Consider the following 19,729-nt stretch of genomic DNA (forward strand, 5'->3'; position numbering starts at 1 on the left):
ATGGCATATATTACAAATCAAGACAAGATGATGGTCGCTGTTCTTATGGATGAGCAGCTGATGAAGTATGGAGGTTATACTCTATCTGAAATCCCTGAGAACATCTATACGGCCATGGATTCAGACAACTATGTGATAAATTCTGTCGCTACCATCATTCATCATTATAAAGAGGGGGCGACAAATAAAGAAATATACAATCAAATAAATCAGTATCTTCAGACTAAGGTATGATAATCAAAGAATTAACTATAAAGAACTTCCGCAGTTATTACGGCGAAAGTATATTTGAATTTTCCGATGGTCTTACTCTGATTATCGGAGATAATGGTGATGGAAAGAGTACGTTTTTTGAAGCTATAAAATGGCTACTTGACACATCCAAAGAAAACGCTTCATTAGACAATGTTTCTGAGATGCGCAAATCTAAAATGGAGGTAGGAGACTCAGACACTCTTAGTGTATCAATGGTATTTGAGCATAATGGAGAAAAAAGCGTAGAAAAATCTTTTTTGTTCGAAAGAACTGAAAATGGTTTTCGAACTTCTAACTTCAGTTTCAGAGGATTTGAGACTAATGGAATTGAACGAGAGCAAGTAAGTGGTAAATTACTTATGGACAGATGCTTTGATGCATTCATACAAAGATTTAGTATGTTCAAAGGAGAATCCACGCTTAATGTGTTTGACAATCCTACAGCGCTAAAGGAACTTGTTGACAAATATTCAGATGTACGTAAATTTGATGAACTTGTTGACTTGTCAGAATATTTAGATGAACTATCTAGAAAACAATACGATAAAGAATCAAAGTCTGATAAGAAAATTGCAGAAGAATCAAAGAGACTTCAAGTAGAAATTAGTAGACTTGCTGGTGAAATTTCAGAAAAGAAGAGAGATATTCGAGAGAAAGAAAGTGCCATATCCATTTACTCTACAAGGCTATCAGAACTGGAAGAACATCAAGAAGCCTCTGAAAAGTACAAGACAATATCTGAACGTGAAAAAAATAAAGAAACAGAACTTAATAGGCACAGAGGTTTGCTTGCCAGCGTAAATTTGAATACAAGTCTGTTGGATAAAATGTGGATTCTATGTCTGTTCCCTAATATACTTAAGGAATTTAAAGAGAAAAGCTCTATGCTCTCCAAGGAAAAGAGAAAGCAAGAGAAAGATTTCATAGAAATACGAGCCAAAGAACTCGGGCGACTTGAAGTTCAAAAAGAAATATTGGGAACACTCACAAACGGAGCAACCGCATTACCTTGGTATCTCCCGGATCAAGAAACTATGGAGGAGATGATACATGATGAAGTATGCAAGGTTTGTGGTCGTCCAGCACATAAGGGAAGTCCCGAATATGATTTTATGGTCAACAAACTTAATGAGTTCAAACGACATCTTGAACAAAAGGCAAAAGATGAAGAGGAGAAGAAAAAGATTGAACAAAAACAATTGTTTTGCAATTCTTATATAGAAGAAATTCACAATATGAGTATATCGTTAGGAGGAACTAACGAACAAAGGATTGTAGGTATTGCCAATGAAATTAAAGAACGGCTAGAACTCAATGAAACTATTTCTGCAAAAATCAAGAAACTGGAAGAGGATGTTCAAGAGGTTAAGGACGAAAAAGCCCGTTTGCTGATACAGGCAGGAAATGTTTCAGAAGCTGTACTTGAAAAAGATTTTAAAGATATAAAGGGACTGTTTGAGCAAAAAGAACGCGCAGGTAATCGCCTTGTTCAGCTTAAACAGGAACTTGAGGGCTTGGAAAAGCAGTATGAGGAAGTCAACAATAAATATGAAGAACTTGATCCTGGGAATAGTATGGTTCGTGTATGTCGTGACGTTAATCGCACATTAAAGGCCATTGCCATAGCTTTTAGAAATGCCAAAGAACTTAACTTGAACCAATTCTTGCACGAATTGGAAGATAGAGCTAATGTCTATATGGAAAAACTTAGTGCAAAAGATTTCCATGGACTAGTTCGGCTTATAAAAATGGCCGACGGAAATACTGTCATAAAGCTATATAGTTCAAATAAGACTGAAATAAAGAATCCTTCAGGTTCACAGGAGACCATTAAATATATATCAGTTTTGTTTGCTATATCAGATTTCACACATCAAAAGCGCGATGAAGATTACCCTCTTATTTTCGATGCGGCAACTTCGTCTTTTGGGGAAGCTAAAGAACAGGACTTTTATAATGTTATTGACAATATAAAAAAACAATGTATAATAGTTACAAAGGATTTTATATCCGATGGCGAAATTCGCCAAGATGACATTAATAAGCTTTCTTGCTCTGTCTACCGTATCAAAAAAGCAGAAAATTTTAATGCAAGTGATTTGTCAACAATCAGAACAAAGGTAACAAAAATTAGATAGTTAATGGAGTCTTTATACGAATTATGGGGTAAACGTGACCCCGAATGGGAAAAGAAATACGAAGACGCAATTATCAGTGTCTTTAGTGATTATGGAAAAGGCATAACACAGTGGGGAGAGGCCAGAGGTAAAATTTTTGGTGCTGGTTATGAAGTGTTCATCATTGCTTTTTTTATCGGTTTATATTACAATCAAGAAAAACCGTTAGTAGAAGATAAAGCTAAACGCAAAAAATTTGGTTGGGCCATCTGCAACTGGGGAAATCAAGAGGCTAGGAATGGTCGAATTCCTTATCCTCGTCTGAGAGAATATATGTTTGCGGCACTCATCGCTCGTACAGACATTGATTTCATTGCCCTTGACAAAGGCGAAATGACAGCTAGAAAAGCTGTAGATCTTCTTATGGACAAAATGGAAGGATACGCAAATTGGGGATTCGATTTTATAAAAGAAAAAATGGAAGATAATCCAGACTTTTTCTTTAAAGAATCATCATTTCTCAGAGTATTCTTGGATATGATGAATACTCAAACTTCTTCAGCGTCAAATGATGATGATTTACCAGAGGAGCTTTAATAGGCAAATACTTAAATAGGCAGAGCATGATCCAAGAATATAATAATATTTCTGCTATGTATGCAGAAGCAGCGGAAACTATTAAGACTGCGATTCTCCAAGGACAATATGAAGCCTTGAAAGGAGAAAATCGCATACAATTGGCTGTTTATTTTAGTATTGGTAAATATGTTTCGCAAAACTCACGAAAAGGGAAATGGGGTACAGGAGCGCTTGATAGTATAAGTAAATATCTTAGAAAAACACTGCCAGGACTACGCGGTTTCTCAGCAGAAAGCCTTAAAAAAATGCGACAATTTTATGAGGCGTGGATTATGCTGGATAATGGTTCCTGTAACTCAGCAAATACTAATTCGGTAATTGCAATTACCGAATTAGAACATGAAGCAGATTCGGTAATTCCGATTACCGGAACAGCTGCAATTGATATATATCATGCTATGGCCATTCCGAATACAGCAGATTTTCCGGCGACAGAATTTCTTGCTGTTCCTTTTACTCATCATTCGAGAATATTAAGCAAAACAAAGGATTTACAAGAACGCTACTATTATATAAAGCGTTGTGCGCAGGAACATCTTTCTGTAGATTCACTTATGGGGTTAATGGAAAATGAGGCTTATCAAACCCAAAAATCTTTGCCAAACAACTTTACAAGAACTATTCTCAATGCAAGAGAAGCTAGAAAGGCGGTGATGATGTTCAAAGATGAATATGCGCTTGATTTTATCAATGTGGAAGAAATTGGAGAACGTGACAATGCCGATATAGATGAGCGTGTAGTAGAACAGCAGATTGTACAGAACATTAAGCGTTTTATTATGACTTTTGGCCATGATTTTGCATTTATTGGAAATCAATACCACTTAGAAGTGTATGGCATAGAGCATTTTCCAGATTTACTTTTCTTTAATAGAGAGTTGAATGCAATGGTTTGTGTGGAATTGAAGACAGGTGCTTTTAAGCCTGGATACCTAGGCCAACTGATGGCTTACCTACGTATTCTTGACGACCACATAAAAAAGCCTCATGAAAATCCTACAATCGGAATTGTACTCTGCAAGGAGGCTGATAAAGAATATGTAGAATATATCATTCAAGACTACAACAAACCTATGGGCGTAGCCACATACACTACTTCTGCAGACATGCCTGAAAAATTGCGTAAAGCTCTACCTGATATTGAAGAATTAAAAAAGATTCTATAATGATGTTGCTAGATGAAATAAAAAATCTACTTAGTTTAAGGAAAGATGGTAGTTTATATCATAGAGAAAGTCAAACTTTAGAATTTAAAGAGTCATTTAACTTTGCAGGCTTGTCTGAGTATTTTCGTGATTTCGCGGCATTTGCAAATAATAAAGGAGGATGGCTTATCTTTGGCGTAAAGGATAGACCAAAACGAGAACTTATAGGATTAAATGATAAATCAAGTGAACAATTTGACAAAATTGATCCTGAAAAAATATCAGGTTTTTTATTGGATTTATTTTCAGGGAATATCGTATGGAAACATGATGTTGTTGAAATACAAGGTATGAATTTTGGATTTTTCTTTATTGAAGAAGCCAAAATCAAGCCTATAATTTGTAAAAAAGATGAGGGAGAGATAAGAAACGGTGAAATATATTTTAGATATGGTGGACGGACTCAAAAAATTCAATATGCTGAATTAGAGGATATAATAAATCATAGAATAGAAAGACAAAATTCACAATGGATGGATTTAATTTCAAAAATAGGAAAATCGGGGCCTCAAAATGCTGCTATATTAGATTTAGACAAGGGAGCTATTTCAAAGAATAATTCTCAAATTCTTGTCGTTGATGATAAATTAATTAAAGGCATAAATTGGATAAAAGAAGGGTCATTCAATGAAAAAGAAGGAGCACCAACTTTAAAACTGGTTGGAGAAGTTCAACCGATTGATACTGTTGAGGTAATAAAGAAAGAACGAGTAAATAGATTAAAAGAATATCCACTATCTGCAAAAGAATTGGCAGATGCAATTAAAGCTAAAGCAAATATCAGTTCAAATAATGTATGGAGAATCATAAACGAAAATAATATCAAGAGTAATCCAGACTATTCTATATATAATTTTAGGAATAAGAAACAAGAAGAACAATATGGTAAGGATGGAATAGTCCCGAATGGTGTACCATCTATTTACAAAGAGTCAACGATTGATTTCATTATAAAAATTTATCAGAATGAGCATTAAAAAATTTCATGGTTAATAACCTGTTTTTTTTGTCAGGTGACAAACTGAAGTCCAAAAATAAATCTTATATTTGCAATACAAAAAGCGTTCTTATCAATAATGCAAAATGAGACAGAAAAGAGCAATACGCTCGTTTCTAAGTCGTTACCTATGAAGCCGACAATCTTTATAAGTTTCTTGTTCTCAATGAGTAAGGCGGGGCGATATGTCTTAAGCAGTGGAAGGTTATGTGCTTTCTGATTCCGGCTTCGGCGATCCATTGTTTCAGGGGATGATGGGTCATGGAGCGGGTTAAGCCTTTGAAGACTTTTCCGGTGCCCCATTCGCCACACAACTCCAGTGCTTCCTGACTGATAGGGAGGGTGGCCTCGGTTTCTGTCTTTTCGGTGCAGATACGGATGTAATAGCCTTGATCCGGACCGACTTCAAAATCACGCCAGTCCAGCTTCAGAATATCACTGATACGGAGACCGGTCATGCAGGCAAACAGGGAGGCCTGTTTCAAGACTGGAATCTTGCAGGGCGTAGCTGCCAGTTTCTTGACTTCATCAAGTGTCAGATATTCTTTCTTGACCTCTTTCCATTCAATCTTTTCCAGAAAGTCGTTCAAGTTCTCACGCAACATCTTCTCTTTATAGGCTATTTTCAATAAGGCACGGAACGTCGAATAATAACCAGCTGCCGAATTGCGTGAGATATAAGCATTGGGATGATTGATCTGTTTGCATTTGAGCAGGTAATCCCTGAATTTCTCGCACAGTTCTACGGTGACATCACCAAAGGTGCATTTGCCGCCGACAAATTTCTCGAAGTGGTTGTAAACACAATCCCATTTCTCATACTTTTCCCGTGCCTTTGTCCGGAAGTAGGCGAGGAAATCTACCTTTTGCTTGTTCTTGTCCAGGAACCCGAATTCTTCATTGATAAGCGACTGGACACGGATACAGCGGATTGCCTCTGCCTTGTTCAGCATGTCCTGATTGAACATTCTTTGCTGCTCGTTCTTTGGCTTGGCATAGATGTAGATGCCGAGGAATTCCCGGCGGCTCATCTTCATCGTGTAAGGATTGCGGATGGCCGGATAATAATCCAGATAAAGAGATATGCGGTCGTTCCGCAATGGTTTTTGTCTCAAAGTTACGTTGGTGCATGTAAGTGTCATAGCTATATTGTTTTTTGATTAATACTTGTTTTTGTTGCGAATAAAATAGGTGTTCTAATGGTGGCATTTATCACCGGAAAATAACTTTCGGCTCATTCTATCTTTGGAGGCTCAAAGAACTTGTCCAATTCTGCCCGCAGGATCTTGGTATATTTACCGACCTTGATACGGGGAATATTATGGTATTTCACATAATGGTAGAGTTGGTCTCGTGTCAGATTGAATCGCTCCATCGCTTCGGCAATGGTGTAGTATTTGGGCTCTTCGGGAGCTATGAGACCTTTGGCAATGTCCACATGCTTCTTGGAGTAGTACACCATGATTCCGACTTTCTTTTTGGGAATGGCATTCTTTGATACAAAAGAATAGATGGCTGTCAGCGTCATGCCGAACTTCTCCTGCATGTCTTGCGTGCTGTACCATTCCTTGATTTCAGGATCGGGAGCTTTCTTTGCAAAGTAATCATCAATATGCTTTTTGCTCCAATAGGTTTTTCCACGGTTAAATGTCCTGGGAATATTATGTTCTTTAGCGATATGAAATATCCAGGAATCTTTGACACCGAATTTCTCTTTAATCTCATTTGTGGTATAGAAGTCTGTGATAGGAAGAGTGTCTTTAGGTTGTCGTTTCTTGTATGGGTTTCTTTTAAGCATCTCTTCTATATCGCTCTGCCGAACAAATGAAAGCCTACTGCTCAACTTATAAGCAACAAGACGTCCAGTATAAATCATTTTATAAACAGCTTGCAGTGAAAGCCCCAACAAAGTAGCAGCCTGAGCGATTGACAAATATTCTTTGTCTTTAATATCCATCAAAGGCTTTTCACTCTTAACGATTTGAATCCTTTGCTCTTCCTGCTGAATCCGTTTTGCTCGTATGGCCTGTTTATAAGCCAAATTCGCACATCTGTGTGAGCAGTATTTCGTAGTTACTTTTTGGGCTACGAATTCTTGACCACACCACTCACAAATCTTTTTAATTCTAATGTTGCTCTTTGCCATTTTACTTGAATTTTTAGGGATTATTTCTCCTTGATTTCTCCAGTTTTATTCCACCATCTTAAACTATATTCAACCATATTCAACTTTCTCCACGACCTTGCCAACGATAATCCTCGGATTTTCGTGGTGAGGTACACAGGAGGTACAAAAAATGGCGTAAAAAGGCTTAGCAACGATTATCAACGATACTTGAGCAACAAAAAAGGCGCCCGTAAAGAGCGCCATATTAATCGATTGTAATCAATTTAACTATTTGATAATCAATTATTTATTTACCGATGCAGAATTTGGAGAAGATGGTGCCGAGGATTTCGTCGGTCGAGATTTGGCCGGTGATTTCGCCCAGGTAGTGCATGCACTCGCGAATGTCTTGGGCGAGAAAGTCGCCCGAGAGGCCGGTTTGCAGGCCATCGAGGGTGCGCAGTATGGCGTCGTGGGCGTGTATGAGGGCTTCGTAGTGGCGGGCGTTGGTGACGATTACGTCATTCTCGCCGGCTTGGGGCAGGTTGACGGTGTCAACCAACATCGATTCGAGGGCGTCGACGTTCTGGTTGTGCGAGGCCGAGAGGAATGTCATTGCGGTGTCGGTCATCTCGCGGGTGAGGCGGTCGTACAGTTGGGTGAGTTGCTGCCGGGTGGCGTCGTCGATCTTGTCGACCTTGTTGAAGGCGATGATGAGGTGCTTGCCGTGACAGCGGGGGAGTATCTGCCGGGAGAGCTCCTCGACCTCTTGTGGGGCGTGAGTGGCGTCGATGAGCCAGATGACAATGCTGGCCTGGTCGAGCTTCTGGAAGGTGCGTTCGATACCCATGCTCTCGATGGTGTCGTGGGTTTCGCGTATGCCGGCGGTGTCGATGAAGCGGAAGGTGATGCCTTGCAGTACGACGGTGTCTTCGATGACGTCGCGGGTGGTGCCGTGAATGTCGGAGACGAGGGCGCGGTCTTCCTTGACCAGGCGGTTGAGTAGGGTTGACTTGCCGGCGTTGGTCTCGCCGATGATAGCGGTGGGAACGCCGTTTTTGATGGCGTTGCCGAGGCTGAACGAGTCGGAGAGGCGCTTGATGACGCGCTCGATTTCGCGGGCCAGTTCGGTGAGTTTCTGGCGGTCGGCAAATTCTACCTCTTCTTCGCTGAAATCGAGTTCGAGCTCGACAAGCGAGACGAAGGTGAGCAACTGTTCGCGCAGGCGGGCGAGTTCGCGGCTGAATCCGCCCCGCATCTGCTGGATAGCCAGTCGGTGCGATGCGGCCGAGGTGGAGGCGATGAGGTCGGCTACGGCTTCGGCTTGCGACAGGTCGAGTTTGCCGTTGGTGAAGGCCCGCCGGGTGAACTCGCCGGGGGTGGCCAGGCGGCAGCCTTGACGCAGCAGCAGGGCGATGATCTGTTGTTGTATGTAGGTAGAACCGTGGCACGAAATCTCTACGGTGTTTTCGCCGGTGAAGGAGTGGGGGGCAACGAAGAGGGTGGCGACGACGTCGTCGAGGGCGTGCCCCTTCTCGTCGGTGATGGAGCCGTAGTGTGCGGTATTGGCTTGGGCCTCGGCAAGCGGTTTGCCGTTGGGCGAGCGGAATATGCGGTCGGTGATGGTCACGGCTTCGGGGCCGCTGACGCGTATGACGGCGATGCCGCCGCGACCGGGTGCGGTGGAGACGGCGCAGATGGTATCTTGGGGCAGGGGGGTATTTAGTTGAGGTTCCATGTTTCGATCCATAAGTTACTTTCCATTGGGGTTTCTATGCTGTCGGGCAGATTGTAGAAGAAATCTATCCCGGTCAATTTTTCCACGCTGTCGATGGGGAGAGCCAGTGCTCGCAGGGAGGGTTGCTCGTCGTTGTTGTCGAAGAGGAAGGCGATGCCTCGCGGACGACTTGCATAGGGGGCGGCAACGACCTTGAAATAGCGTGAGGGAACGGCAATGCGGTGCCGCCCGATGGTCTTGGGCGTTTGGCTCACGATGGGACCGCAGGCAATGAGCAGGGCGCTGTCGCGTTGGGCCCATTCGCGCACCAGCTCTTCCAGCTCCTTCCAGCGGCCGCGGTTCAGCCCGGGAGCCTGAGGACAGATGTTGGAGAGCAGAAACGACTCTTCCATGGCCTGTTTGCTCCATTTCATGTCGGCGGCAGGCGCCATGTGCCCCCGGTCATACCCGCTGCGGGTGTAGTCGCGGGGGTCGGCAGGGGTGCCCTCTACGTCGGGGTCGCTCACAAATCGGTTGCTGCGCGAGGCCGAGCCTTGCAGTTCGCTGCGCACCAGTTCGTAGCACACCCAGTTGGGCAGCTTCCACTGTCGGTTGTACGAGGCCGTATAGCCCGTGCGGAGCAGCAGTTGCTCGGGGGTGCCGGCCGGCGTACGGGCCATCTCGGCCTTCTCGATGTGGTCGAGGGTCGAGGTGTGGCTGTTGCCGAAAACCGATCGCGCGTCGGCGTGTTGTATGAGGTACCACACCCCGCAGACGATGAGTATCAACATGAGCAGCGTTACCAGATTGTTGTTGCGTCGAGCCGACGATTTTTTCTTCTTTTTTTTCTTTTTAGCCATACAGCCACTTTTGAATGCGGTAGTGCAAATGTAAGAAAAAAATTTTTTACCTTTGTTCGTCTGTTGGACGAATCCGACGGACGGTTAACCCGAAAAGAAAAACCAATAAAACTATATACGATGAATTTAGTAGATCGTTTTCTCCATTATGTAAGTTTCGACACCCAGTCGGACGAGCTTACCAATATGACTCCTAGTACACCGGGGCAGATGGTGTTTGCCCAGGCGCTGGCCGAAGAGTTGAAGCAGATAGGACTTACCGAGGTGACCCTAGACGACAACGGCTATCTGATGGCCACGTTGCCGGCCAATGTCGACAAGAAGGTGCCGGTCATCGGCTTTATCGCACACCTCGACACGAGTCCCGACATGTCGGGGCGTCACGTATCGCCGCGCATCGTGAAGAATTACGGTGGGGCCGATATTGTGCTGTGTGCCGAAGAAGATGTGGTGCTGCGACCGGCCGATTTTCCCGAGCTGCTCCACTACATTGGACAGGACCTGATTGTGACCGACGGTAAGACGCTGCTGGGGGCCGACGACAAAGCCGGTGTGGCCGAGATTGTGACGGCCATGGAGTATCTGTTGGCTCACCCCGAGATCAAGCACGGCAAGATACGGGTTGCCTTCAATCCCGACGAGGAGATTGGCAAGGGGGCTCACAAGTTCGACGTGAAGGCATTTGGTGCCGAGTGGGCCTACACGATGGACGGCGGCGAGATTGGCGAGTTGGAGTATGAAAACTTCAACGCCGCGGTAGCTCGGGTCACCTTCAAGGGTCGCAACGTACACCCGGGCTATGCCAAGCACAAGATGATTAACTCGATACGTATTGCCAACCAATACGCCATCATGTTGCCCCGCTGGGAGACCCCCGAACACACCGAGGGTTACGAAGGCTTCTATCATCTCATTTCGTTTGAAGGAAGCGTCGAGAAAACGGTACTCACCTATATCATTCGCGACCACGACCGCGACCGTTTCGAGCGTCGCAAGAAAGAGCTCGAACACCTCACCCGCAAGATCAACAACGAGTTCCCCGGGTGCGCCAGCATCGAGATTACCGACCAGTATTACAACATGCGCGAGAAGGTAGAGCCGGTGATGCACATCGTCGACCTCGTCTCCGACGCCATGCGCGCCGTCGACGTGGTGCCCCAGGTGAAACCGGTGCGCGGCGGTACCGACGGAGCCCAGCTTTCGTTCAAGGGTCTGCCTTGCCCCAACATCTTTGCCGGCGGGCTCAACTTCCACGGGCGGTATGAGTTCGTGCCTATCCAGTCGATGGAGAAAGCCACCGAGGTGATTGTGCAAATCGCCCGCATGGCTGCCGAGAAATAATAACCGATTGTAATCCGACGAAGCAGACTGGGGCTCCCTTTGTGGCCACGCCTCTCTGTTTCGTCGGTTTTTTATCACCCTACGTCTTACATTATGGCAGGAACCCTACTTGTATTGACCGGTCCCACGGGGGTGGGTAAGACCGACCTCAGCCTGCAACTGGCCGAGCACTACGGTTGTCCCATCGTGTCGGCCGACAGCCGGCAGTTCTACCGCGACATACCCATCGGCACGGCGGCCCCCACGGCCAGTGAGTTGGCCCGGGTCAAGCACTATTTTGTGGGGCAGTTGGCGTTGACCGACTATTACAGTGCCTCGTGCTACGAGGAGGAGGTATTGCGCCTGCTCGACACGCTGTTTCAGACGCACGAATACGTCCTGCTCACCGGCGGCTCCATGATGTATATCGACGCCGTGTGCAAGGGTATCGACGAGATACCGACCATCACCGACGAGGTGCGTCGCGAGGTCCTGGCCGATTATCACCGGGTAGGACTCGATGCCCTGTGCGAGGAGTTGCGTGAGCTCGATCCCGTCTATTATGGCGAGGTCGACTTGAAGAATCACAAGCGGGTGATTCATGCTATTGAGATTTGCCGCCAGACGGGCGGCCGATATAGCGACCTGCGCACCCGGCAGGTGAAGCAACGCCCCTTCCGCATCGTGAAGATCGGGCTGATACGTCCGCGAGAAGAGCTGTTTGAGCGTATTGCCCGCCGCACCGATCAGATGATTGCCGACGGTTTGCTCGACGAAGCTCGTCGGGTCTATCCCCTTCGCCACCTCAATTCGCTCAACACCGTGGGGTATAAGGAGTTGTTTGCCTATTTCGACGGGACGATGACCCTCGACCAGGCCATCGAGAAGATTAAACGCAATACCCGGGTCTACTCCAAAAAGCAGGTCACCTGGTACAAGAAGGACCCCGACATGCACTGGTTCTCGCCCGACGACAAGGAGGCGATTATTGAGTATATCGACGGGGGAAGTAAATCGAATTTGTCTTTTTCTTTGGATTCCGCATCGGGTGCGGAATGACCGGAGTCTCCTCTTGGGGTACAGAATGACCGGGAGTCACCCCGCGCAGCGACACGGGGTCCAGATGAGAATCTCGTGGAGATAAGTTTTTCAGATAGTTTCCTTGGTATTTCTGGGATTCCGCACCAAGGTGCTGCATGACCGAACCCACGGCGTCGGTTGCGGTGTGGATCAGTCGCTTACCTTCTCTATAAAATATTCCTTCACCCCTTGATTGTAGCGCGAGAAAATTTCGCGGGCCTTTTGCAAGAATCCTTTCAGGTGAGGGCGTTGCGGGTGGTTCTGTACCTCCTGTTCGGCCGGTACGACTACGAAGGGATCGTGTGGCGTAACCGGGCGGCGGGTATAGACTAGCGTGTATTGGGCCGATTGCAGAGCAACCCGGTTCATGGCGTCGCGGGTAACGGTCACTTTGACCAGAGCGCCGCCCACGGTGTCGCGCGTCTTCATGTTGGAGATGAAATTCCCCAGCGAATAGACGACCAGTGCTCGTGGATTCCCCTGACCGTCATGGCGCAGCTCCATGGGTTGAATCACATGCGGGTGAGCCCCGATGACCAGTTGTACCCCCTCGTCGACCAGCAGGTCGGCCAGCTCCTTTTGTCGGCTGTTGGGAAGCAGTTGGTATTCGTCGCCCCAGTGCAGGCAAGCCACAATCAGTTCGGCACGCAGTTCTTTGGCCCGACGTATGTCGCGTCTGATGCGTTGCCGCTCGATGTAGTTGACGATGAGGGGAGGGGTGGGGACGAAACCGTTGGTGCCGTAGGTGTAGTTGAGAAAGGCGATGCGTATGCCCTTGACGTTGGTGACAAAGGGGTGGAAGCGATTGAGCGAAGTCGTCGAGTTGTAGGTGCCCACGTGGTCAACGTCGATGGAGTCGAGCAGATGCAGGGTGCGCCGGGCGCCGCGCGACTGGCGGTCGAGGCAATGGTTGTTGGCGGTGAGAAAGAGGTCGAACCCGGCCTCTTGCAGGGCGACAGGAAATTCGTCGGGGGCCGAGAAGCAGGGGTAGCCCGTGTAGGGCGCTCCACCCGCGGGAGCCTCCAAGTTGACCACCGCATAGTCGGCTGCCGTCACCTCGGGAGCAATCCACTCGAAACAAGCGGTATAGTCATAGTCGTCGCCGGTACGGGCCGAGGCTATCTGGGCCTGGTGCTGCATGGCATCGCCCGCAAAAAGCAGGGAAACTTCGGTAGTGGGTATTACCGGAGTTTGCCCTAACAAAAGCGGTGCTAAAAAGGTGACGAGCCCTGTCATGGCCGGTCGGCATTTATTTATAGATGGCTTTCTTGCCGGCCAGCAGGGTGTTGCGCATGAGCGAGACGATGGTCATGGGACCTACGCCGCCGGGTACCGGGGTGATGTAGGAGCAGAGCGGCGCTACCTCGCTGAACTTCACGTCGCCGGTGAGTTTGAAGCCCGATTTTTTCGAGGCGTCGGGCACACGGGTGGTACCTACGTCGATGATGACGGCCCCCTCCTTGACCATGTCGGCCGTGACAAATTCGGGTGAGCCGAGGGCAGCGATGATGATGTCGGCCGTGCGGCAAATCTCCTTGATGTTGGTCGTAGCGCTGTGGCATACGGTGACGGTGGCGTTGCCCGGATAGGCCTTTTGCATCATGAGCGTGGCCACGGGTTTACCCACGATGTTGCTGCGGCCCAGCACCACGCAGTGTTTCCCTTTGGTCTCGATGTTGTAGCGGGCCAGCAACTCCATGATACCGGCCGGCGTAGCCGATACGAAACAGGGCAGCCCTATCGACATGCGGCCTACGTTTACGGGGTGGAAGCCGTCGACATCTTTGCGGTAGTCGATGGCCTCGATTACCTTCTGTTCCGAGATGTGTTTGGGCAGAGGCAGTTGCACGATGAATCCGTCGATATCGGGGTCGTTGTTCAGTTCGTCGACCTTGCGCAGCAGCTCCTCTTCGGTCACGTCGCTTTCGTAGCGGACGAGTGTCGACTTGAATCCGCACTGTTCGCAGGCTTTCACTTTGTGAGCCACATAAGTTTCACTACCGCCGTCGTGTCCTACCAGAATGGCTGCCAGGTGAGGGCGTTTGCCTCCTGCATTGCAGATCTCGGCTACCTCCTGGGCAATTTCTTGTTTGATGCGGTCGGCCACCGCTTTTCCATCGATTAGTTGCATAAGCGTTATTGGGGTTATATGAAAAACTGCCGGGCACACTCTCTATTTGCCTCGGGGCAATCGGTGATTGGGGTGGAGAGTGTATCCGGCAGTTTCATGGTTGATAATAAGTGTCTCGTTTTATTTTCGTCTGAATCCCTTCATCATGGCGCCCTTGTTTTGGGTAACCATGCGCATCATCTTGCGCGTTTGGTCAAACTGCTTGACCAGTCGGTTGACCTCCTGTATCGAGGTGCCGCTACCGGCGGCGATGCGTTGGCGGCGGCTGCCGTTGAGCAACTCGGGATTGCTGCGCTCCTTGGGAGTCATCGAGTAGATGATGGCTTCGATGCTCTTGAAGGCGTTGTCGTCAATGTCAAGGTCCTTGATGGCTTTGCCCACACCCGGGATCATCGAGGCCAGGTCTTTGAGGTTACCCATCTTCTTGATTTGCTGAATCTGGCTGAGGAAGTCGTTGAAGTCGAACTGGTTCTTGGCAATCTTCTTTTGCAGCCGTTTGGCCTCCTCCTCGTCGTATTGCTCTTGGGCCCGCTCAACCAGCGAAACGATATCGCCCATACCCAGGATACGGTCGGCCATACGGGCGGGGTGGAAGTAGTCGATGGCTTCGAGCTTCTCGCCGGTACCGATAAACTTGATGGGCTTGTCGACCACCGTGCGGATAGAGAGGGCGGCACCACCACGGGTATCACCGTCGAGCTTGGTCAGAACCACACCGTTGAAATCGAGCCGGTCGTTGAACTCCTTGGCCGTGTTGACCGCGTCCTGACCGGTCATGGCGTCGACCACGAACAGGATTTCGGTGGGGTTGATTTTCTTCTTGATGGCCTCGATTTCGTTCATCATCTGCTCGTCGATGGCCAAGCGGCCGGCGGTATCGACAATGACCAGGTCGAGGTGGTTGTCCTTGGCATATTTCACGGCGTTGGCGGCGATGCTCACGGCGTCCTTGCTGTCGGGCTCGGTGTAAACGGGAACCTCGATTTGCTCGCCCAGCACCTTCAACTGCTCGATAGCGGCAGGACGGTACACGTCGCAGGCCACGAGCAAGGGGCGTTTGGCCTTCTTCGATTTCAACATCTTGGCCAACTTGGCCGAGAAGGTTGTCTTACCCGAACCTTGCAGACCCGACATGAGGATAATCGATGGGTTTTGCGACAGGTTGAGGTCGGCCGTTTCGCCACCCATCAGGGCAGCCAGTTCGTCGTGCACGATTTTGACCATCAACTGTCCCGGCTTCACGGCGGTGAGCACGTTTTGTCCCAGCGCCTTGGCCTTTACGGTATCGGTAAATTGCTTGGCTACTTTGTAGTTGACGTCGGCATCGAGCAGGGCACGGCGCACATCTTTGAGCGTCTCGGCCACGTTGATTTCGGTGATTTTGCCTTCACCCTTCAATATTTTAAAAGACCGTTCAAGTCTTTCACTAAGGTTTTCAAACATAATTTTTAGAACAAAATTTTTTTACTCTGATGGATAAATCGGCACAAAATTACTCAAAATCGGCGGAATATGCGAATAAAAACCGAAGAATCACATCGAGATGTAAAATGATGACAGCAATTAGGTTGGGTTATGGGTTTTATTTTAGACCTGTTTCATTGCTGATAATCCATCATTACACCATAATGTAGGTTATATTTTCTTGGCTCGCCAGTTGGCCTTCTTGAAGAAGAGTATGGATAGCAGAAGTTTGAATCCCCAGTAGACATACTCGACGGTCCAGCAGAAGGATATGTTTACCCGGCTCACCACGATAATCCAGTAGATGGCCAGGGTATAGAAGACGATGGTAATCATCTCGATGAGGAAGGCCATGCGGGTGTCGCCCGTGCCCGACACGGCTTGGAACAGCAGATTGCCCGGTACCGACAGCAGGTAGAACGATGACATGACGTAGACCGAGCCCGTGCAGTCGGCTATGAGCGAACTGTCGTTGGTATAGATGAGCAGAATCCATTGGGGAAAGAGGCAGAGCAGGGCGATGAGCGGCAACACGATGGCGTAGCACATCTTGATGATGCGCCGCACGATAGGCATCACATCGTCGGCCCGATGAGCCCCCATGGCGTTGCTCACCAGGGTACAGGCGGTGGCTCCGAAGGCGTTGACCGGCATGAACAGCAGGGTAGAGGTGCTGCGTATGATATTCGAGATGGCCAAGGGCAGTTCTCCCAGATGTTCCACGGCAACGAAGAAGAGGAACCAGGTGCCGATGGTAAGGAAGTAGAGGATCATGCTCCATACCGATACGTTGAGAATTTCGCGAATAATCCGGAAGCTCTCGAAATGGAACCCGTTGAGCCGGTATTTCTCCCGGTCGACATAAAAGAGGGTGTAGAGCACAAAGTGCAATGCGGCCGAGGCTTCGGCCAGTATCGACCCCAGGGCGGCTCCGGCGATACCCATCTGAGGGGCTCCGAGGTTGCCGAAGACGAAGATGTAGTTGAACACCACGTTGGCTACTGTCATGATAACGGCGTTGACCATGAGCACCCGGGTGCGCGTGATTGCCACGAAGAAGGCTCGGAACATCACGCCTATCGAGGTGAACAGCAGCCCGAAGATGCGGTACTCCATGTAGTCTTCACCTGCCCGGCATACGGCCGGTGACGAGATGAGCAGTTTGAGCAGCTGCGGGGTCCACACGAGCGAAGCTCCCACGAGCAGAGCCGAGAAGAGAACCAGAAACAGGGTGCCCTGTCCCATGATGGGTCCCAGGGCCTGGTATTTACCCTCGCCGTTGCGTCGGGCCATGAGTATCTGAGCCCCGGTGCTGAATCCGAAGGTAACCATGTAGAAGGCCAGGTAAAGCACACCGGCCAAAGCCGAGGCTCCCAGCTCCACTTGTCCCACACGGCCCATGAAGGCGGTGTCGGTGATGTTGATGAGGTTCTGAACAAAAAGGCTGACCAAGATGGGGAGCGCAATTCCCCATATATCTTTGCGGCTGTACATACGTGGACAGAATAGAACTAAGGTTTATATGTCGAAAATGCCCGCCCGACGAATCGGGCAGGCATTCGTAAGTGGGTTGTTAGGTTATATCAATTTGTTGGTAGCCGTGTCGGGGAAGACGACAGCCGGGGTAAACTCACGAGCCTCCTCGGGCGTCATCAGGGCATAGGCCATGATGATGACAATATCGCCCGGTTGCACCTTGCGGGCAGCCGCTCCGTTGAGGCATACGACTCCCGAACCTCGTTCGCCCTTGATGACATAGGTCTCGAATCGCTCGCCGTTATTGTTGTTCACAATCGAGACCTTCTCATTGGCGATAATGTTTGCCGCGTCCATCAAATCCTCGTCGATGGTGATACTGCCGATGTAGTTCAAATCGGCCTGAGTAACAGTTACTCTGTGAATTTTTGATTTTACGACCTCTATAAGCATGATACCTGTTGTGTTATTTTTCGGAACGTCGATAAGCGATGTTGTCGATTAGCCGCACCTCACCGTCGTATACCGTGATGCAACCCACGATGTAGTCCGAGTCGTTCCAGTCGGTAACGGGTTGTAACGTGTTTCCGTCGACAATCTCGTAGTATTCTACGCGCATCTCGGGAATGGCGTTGAGGGTGTTGACCACTTCGTCGATAGTCTCCTTCACCGAATGACTGGCGGCAAAGGTACGACTTTTAAACAAAGTCTCGGCTATTTTGGGTGCATTTCTTCGTTGCGACTCGGTCAGCCGGGTGTTGCGGCTGCTCAGTGCCAGACCGTCGGGTTCGCGCACGATGGGCACGGCCACGATGTTGAAGGTGTAGCCCAATTGGGCAGCCATGGCCCGGATTACGGCAATCTGCTGGAAATCCTTTTCGCCGAAATAGGCATTGTCGGGGCGGACGATGTCAAAGAGCTTGCTCACGATTTGAGCTACCCCGTTGAAGTGCCCCGGACGATACTTGCCCTCCATCACCTCGGCTACAAGCCCCAGATTGAACACCCGGGTGTCTTCGGTGGGGTACATCTCCTCGACCGAAGGGGCAAAGGCATAGGTGCAGTTGACTGTCTCGAGTAGAGCACAGTCCTTATCGAGCGTGCGGGGATAGAGCCGCAAATCGTTTTTATCGTTGAATTGGGTAGGGTTGACAAATATACTCACCACCGTCACGTCGTTGTTGGCGACGCTGGTCTTTACCAGTTGCAAATGCCCGTTGTGCAGGGCACCCATTGTCGGTACAAGTCCTATCGTTTTACCGGCATTCCTGTCCGAATCAAGCTGTTGGCGCAATTCGGCGATTGTTGTGAATACTTTCATAATTGAACTTTGGTTAAAAAATCGTGCAAAAGAAGCAAATAAAATCCAGTTGGCGAAATAATGCCCGTGTTTTTATGGATTGCAGCCTCAAATATTTCGTTTTGAACGGGAAATCTGGGAAGTCTGGCGATTTTTTGTTGTTAATACTTCTAATAATTCTCGGATAGCGCCGTTTTTTTTATTATCTTTGCAAAACTAATGAGTTTAAAAGAGCGGAATGAAAGAAGCTAAAGTCCTATTTATAGCCCAGGAAATTACCCCTTATCTGCCGGAGTCGGAAATCTCCCGCATTTGTCGCTATTTGCCGCAAGGCATTCAGGATAGAGGTCATGAGATACGGACCTTCATGCCGAAGTATGGTTCGATTAACGAACGTCGCAATCAGTTACACGAAGTGATACGGCTTTCGGGTATGAATCTGATTATCGATGATACCGATCACCCGCTTATTATCAAAGTCGCGTCGATTCAGTCGGCCCGTATGCAGGTCTATTTCATCGACAACGACGACTATTTCCAGCGCAGTGCCGACGGGGTGGCCGAGGAGGCCATGCGCCCCGATAACGACGAGCGCAGCATCTTTTTTGTACGAGGGGTGATGGAGACGGTGAAGAAGTTGCGTTGGACTCCCGACATTATCCACTGTCATGGTTGGATCACGGCATTGGCTCCGTTGTACATCAAGAAAAGCTATTCCGAGGACCCTTCATTCCGCGATGCCAAGGTTATCTACTCCCTGTACAACAATGATTTCAAGGTGCCGTTTGATCCCCGCTTTGCCGAAAAATTGAAACTCGAAGGAATACAAGACAGTGATTTGCCTTTTGCCGAGGGCGACTCGGTCGATCCGGTTACCCTCAATAAACTGGCCGTGCAATATTGCGATGGGGTTATCCAGGGCAGCCAGAATATCAATACGGAAATCACGGATTATGTACAGCAGTTGAATATTCCCTTCTTGGGATATCAAGAACCTGAAAACTATATTGATGCCTATAACGACTTTTATAGCCAGATTATAGGAAACGAATAATATACCG

At 48.3% G+C, this 19,729-nt stretch carries 18 protein-coding genes; 8 read left to right on the forward strand and 10 right to left on the reverse strand.

The genetic code is table 11. The features are described 5' to 3' along the window. From BARVI_RS12270 to BARVI_RS12290, 5 genes are read left to right on the forward strand one after another with little or no spacing between them, the layout of a single operon-like run. Positions 1-234 carry a hypothetical protein gene (locus tag BARVI_RS12270; RefSeq protein ID WP_038534399.1) on the forward strand — a complete coding sequence of 78 codons (234 nt, stop codon included), beginning with the start codon at positions 1-3 and terminating at the stop codon, positions 232-234. After that, entirely contained in the window at positions 231-2,393 is a 2,163-nt protein-coding gene (locus tag BARVI_RS12275; RefSeq protein WP_025279480.1) for an AAA family ATPase, read from the forward strand. The genes BARVI_RS12270 and BARVI_RS12275 overlap by 4 nt, the downstream gene beginning before the upstream one ends. A gap of 3 nt (positions 2,394-2,396) precedes the next feature. Further along, positions 2,397-2,969, forward strand: coding sequence for a hypothetical protein (locus BARVI_RS12280; RefSeq protein ID WP_025279481.1), 573 nt, complete (start codon positions 2,397-2,399; stop codon positions 2,967-2,969). Between the two features lie 26 nt (positions 2,970-2,995). Then, positions 2,996-4,177 carry a PDDEXK nuclease domain-containing protein gene (locus tag BARVI_RS12285; RefSeq protein WP_025279482.1) on the forward strand — a complete coding sequence of 394 codons (1,182 nt, stop codon included), beginning with the start codon at positions 2,996-2,998 and terminating at the stop codon, positions 4,175-4,177. Next, positions 4,177-5,193, forward strand: a complete 1,017-nt coding sequence (locus BARVI_RS12290; RefSeq protein WP_025279483.1) for an AlbA family DNA-binding domain-containing protein — start codon at positions 4,177-4,179, stop codon at positions 5,191-5,193. The genes BARVI_RS12285 and BARVI_RS12290 overlap by 1 nt, the downstream gene beginning before the upstream one ends. 166 nt (positions 5,194-5,359) lie before the next feature. On the opposite strand, the gene BARVI_RS12295 is transcribed toward BARVI_RS12290, so the two are convergent. The 4 genes from BARVI_RS12295 to BARVI_RS12310 all read right to left on the reverse strand — a co-directional run bounded on the left by BARVI_RS12295 (position 5,360) and on the right by BARVI_RS12310 (position 9,897). After that, complete coding sequence (locus tag BARVI_RS12295) at positions 5,360-6,355, reverse strand: site-specific integrase (protein ID WP_025279484.1); 996 nt, start codon at positions 6,353-6,355, stop codon at positions 5,360-5,362. Between the two features lie 92 nt (positions 6,356-6,447). Further along, complete coding sequence (locus BARVI_RS12300; protein ID WP_025279485.1) at positions 6,448-7,359, reverse strand: helix-turn-helix domain-containing protein; 912 nt, start codon at positions 7,357-7,359, stop codon at positions 6,448-6,450. Between the two features lie 268 nt (positions 7,360-7,627). Further along, a complete protein-coding gene (gene mnmE / locus BARVI_RS12305; RefSeq protein ID WP_025279486.1) occupies positions 7,628-9,034 on the reverse strand; it encodes a tRNA uridine-5-carboxymethylaminomethyl(34) synthesis GTPase MnmE in 1,407 nt (468 codons plus the stop codon). A gap of 8 nt (positions 9,035-9,042) precedes the next feature. Beyond that, on the reverse strand, positions 9,043-9,897 hold the full coding sequence (locus BARVI_RS12310; RefSeq protein ID WP_025279487.1) for a DNA/RNA non-specific endonuclease: 855 nt from the start codon (positions 9,895-9,897) through the stop codon (positions 9,043-9,045). A 120-nt stretch (positions 9,898-10,017) separates the two neighbouring features. Between BARVI_RS12310 and pepT the strand changes: the two genes are divergently transcribed. After that, positions 10,018-11,238 (forward strand): peptidase T, encoded by a 1,221-nt coding sequence (gene pepT, locus BARVI_RS12315; RefSeq protein ID WP_025279488.1) that lies wholly within the window; start codon positions 10,018-10,020, stop codon positions 11,236-11,238. Between the two features lie 93 nt (positions 11,239-11,331). Further along, a complete protein-coding gene (gene miaA / locus BARVI_RS12320; RefSeq protein ID WP_025279489.1) occupies positions 11,332-12,276 on the forward strand; it encodes a tRNA (adenosine(37)-N6)-dimethylallyltransferase MiaA in 945 nt (314 codons plus the stop codon). A gap of 171 nt (positions 12,277-12,447) precedes the next feature. Here the strand turns inward: miaA and BARVI_RS12325 are convergent, their stop codons facing one another. From BARVI_RS12325 to panC, 6 genes are all read right to left on the reverse strand, one after another. Then, positions 12,448-13,533 (reverse strand): CapA family protein, encoded by a 1,086-nt coding sequence (locus BARVI_RS12325; protein WP_025279490.1) that lies wholly within the window; start codon positions 13,531-13,533, stop codon positions 12,448-12,450. A gap of 13 nt (positions 13,534-13,546) precedes the next feature. After that, complete coding sequence (folD, locus tag BARVI_RS12330; RefSeq protein ID WP_025279491.1) at positions 13,547-14,428, reverse strand: bifunctional methylenetetrahydrofolate dehydrogenase/methenyltetrahydrofolate cyclohydrolase FolD; 882 nt, start codon at positions 14,426-14,428, stop codon at positions 13,547-13,549. 120 nt (positions 14,429-14,548) lie between these two features. Continuing rightward, a complete protein-coding gene (gene ffh / locus BARVI_RS12335; protein ID WP_025279492.1) occupies positions 14,549-15,871 on the reverse strand; it encodes a signal recognition particle protein in 1,323 nt (440 codons plus the stop codon). Between the two features lie 192 nt (positions 15,872-16,063). Next, a complete protein-coding gene (locus tag BARVI_RS12340) occupies positions 16,064-17,386 on the reverse strand; it encodes an MATE family efflux transporter (RefSeq protein WP_025279493.1) in 1,323 nt (440 codons plus the stop codon). Positions 17,387-17,470: 84 nt separating this feature from the next. Next, complete coding sequence (panD, locus tag BARVI_RS12345) at positions 17,471-17,821, reverse strand: aspartate 1-decarboxylase (protein ID WP_025279494.1); 351 nt, start codon at positions 17,819-17,821, stop codon at positions 17,471-17,473. 13 nt (positions 17,822-17,834) lie between these two features. Beyond that, positions 17,835-18,689, reverse strand: coding sequence for a pantoate--beta-alanine ligase (gene panC, locus BARVI_RS12350; protein WP_025279495.1), 855 nt, complete (start codon positions 18,687-18,689; stop codon positions 17,835-17,837). A 217-nt stretch (positions 18,690-18,906) separates the two neighbouring features. Here panC and BARVI_RS12355 point away from each other — a divergent pair, with 217 nt between their 5' ends. Then, positions 18,907-19,722: a glycogen/starch synthase gene (locus BARVI_RS12355; RefSeq protein ID WP_025279496.1), complete on the forward strand. Its 816-nt coding sequence runs from the start codon at positions 18,907-18,909 to the stop codon at positions 19,720-19,722. Positions 19,723-19,729: the final 7 nt, after the last annotated feature.

The sequence above is a fragment of the Barnesiella viscericola DSM 18177 genome, assembly GCF_000512915.1.
GTDB lineage: Bacteria > Bacteroidota > Bacteroidia > Bacteroidales > Barnesiellaceae > Barnesiella > Barnesiella viscericola.

What these genes read in the sequence shown, in the direction of transcription:
- ffh (WP_025279492.1), bottom strand. Translation starts at nt 15,871, where the DNA reads ATGTTTGAAAACCTTAGTGAAAGACTTGAACGGTCTTTTAAAATATTG.
- BARVI_RS12270 (WP_038534399.1), top strand. Translation starts at nt 1, where the DNA reads ATGGCATATATTACAAATCAAGACAAGATGATGGTCGCTGTTCTTATG.
- BARVI_RS12355 (WP_025279496.1), top strand. Translation starts at nt 18,907, where the DNA reads ATGAAAGAAGCTAAAGTCCTATTTATAGCCCAGGAAATTACCCCTTAT.
- BARVI_RS12340 (WP_025279493.1), bottom strand. Translation starts at nt 17,386, where the DNA reads ATGTACAGCCGCAAAGATATATGGGGAATTGCGCTCCCCATCTTGGTC.
- BARVI_RS12310 (WP_025279487.1), bottom strand. Translation starts at nt 9,897, where the DNA reads ATGGCTAAAAAGAAAAAAAAGAAGAAAAAATCGTCGGCTCGACGCAAC.
- BARVI_RS12275 (WP_025279480.1), top strand. Translation starts at nt 231, where the DNA reads ATGATAATCAAAGAATTAACTATAAAGAACTTCCGCAGTTATTACGGC.
- panD (WP_025279494.1), bottom strand. Translation starts at nt 17,821, where the DNA reads ATGCTTATAGAGGTCGTAAAATCAAAAATTCACAGAGTAACTGTTACT.
- panC (WP_025279495.1), bottom strand. Translation starts at nt 18,689, where the DNA reads ATGAAAGTATTCACAACAATCGCCGAATTGCGCCAACAGCTTGATTCG.
- BARVI_RS12280 (WP_025279481.1), top strand. Translation starts at nt 2,397, where the DNA reads ATGGAGTCTTTATACGAATTATGGGGTAAACGTGACCCCGAATGGGAA.
- BARVI_RS12290 (WP_025279483.1), top strand. Translation starts at nt 4,177, where the DNA reads ATGATGTTGCTAGATGAAATAAAAAATCTACTTAGTTTAAGGAAAGAT.
- pepT (WP_025279488.1), top strand. Translation starts at nt 10,018, where the DNA reads ATGAATTTAGTAGATCGTTTTCTCCATTATGTAAGTTTCGACACCCAG.
- miaA (WP_025279489.1), top strand. Translation starts at nt 11,332, where the DNA reads ATGGCAGGAACCCTACTTGTATTGACCGGTCCCACGGGGGTGGGTAAG.
- BARVI_RS12285 (WP_025279482.1), top strand. Translation starts at nt 2,996, where the DNA reads ATGATCCAAGAATATAATAATATTTCTGCTATGTATGCAGAAGCAGCG.
- folD (WP_025279491.1), bottom strand. Translation starts at nt 14,428, where the DNA reads ATGCAACTAATCGATGGAAAAGCGGTGGCCGACCGCATCAAACAAGAA.
- BARVI_RS12325 (WP_025279490.1), bottom strand. Translation starts at nt 13,533, where the DNA reads ATGACAGGGCTCGTCACCTTTTTAGCACCGCTTTTGTTAGGGCAAACT.
- BARVI_RS12300 (WP_025279485.1), bottom strand. Translation starts at nt 7,359, where the DNA reads ATGGCAAAGAGCAACATTAGAATTAAAAAGATTTGTGAGTGGTGTGGT.
- BARVI_RS12295 (WP_025279484.1), bottom strand. Translation starts at nt 6,355, where the DNA reads ATGACACTTACATGCACCAACGTAACTTTGAGACAAAAACCATTGCGG.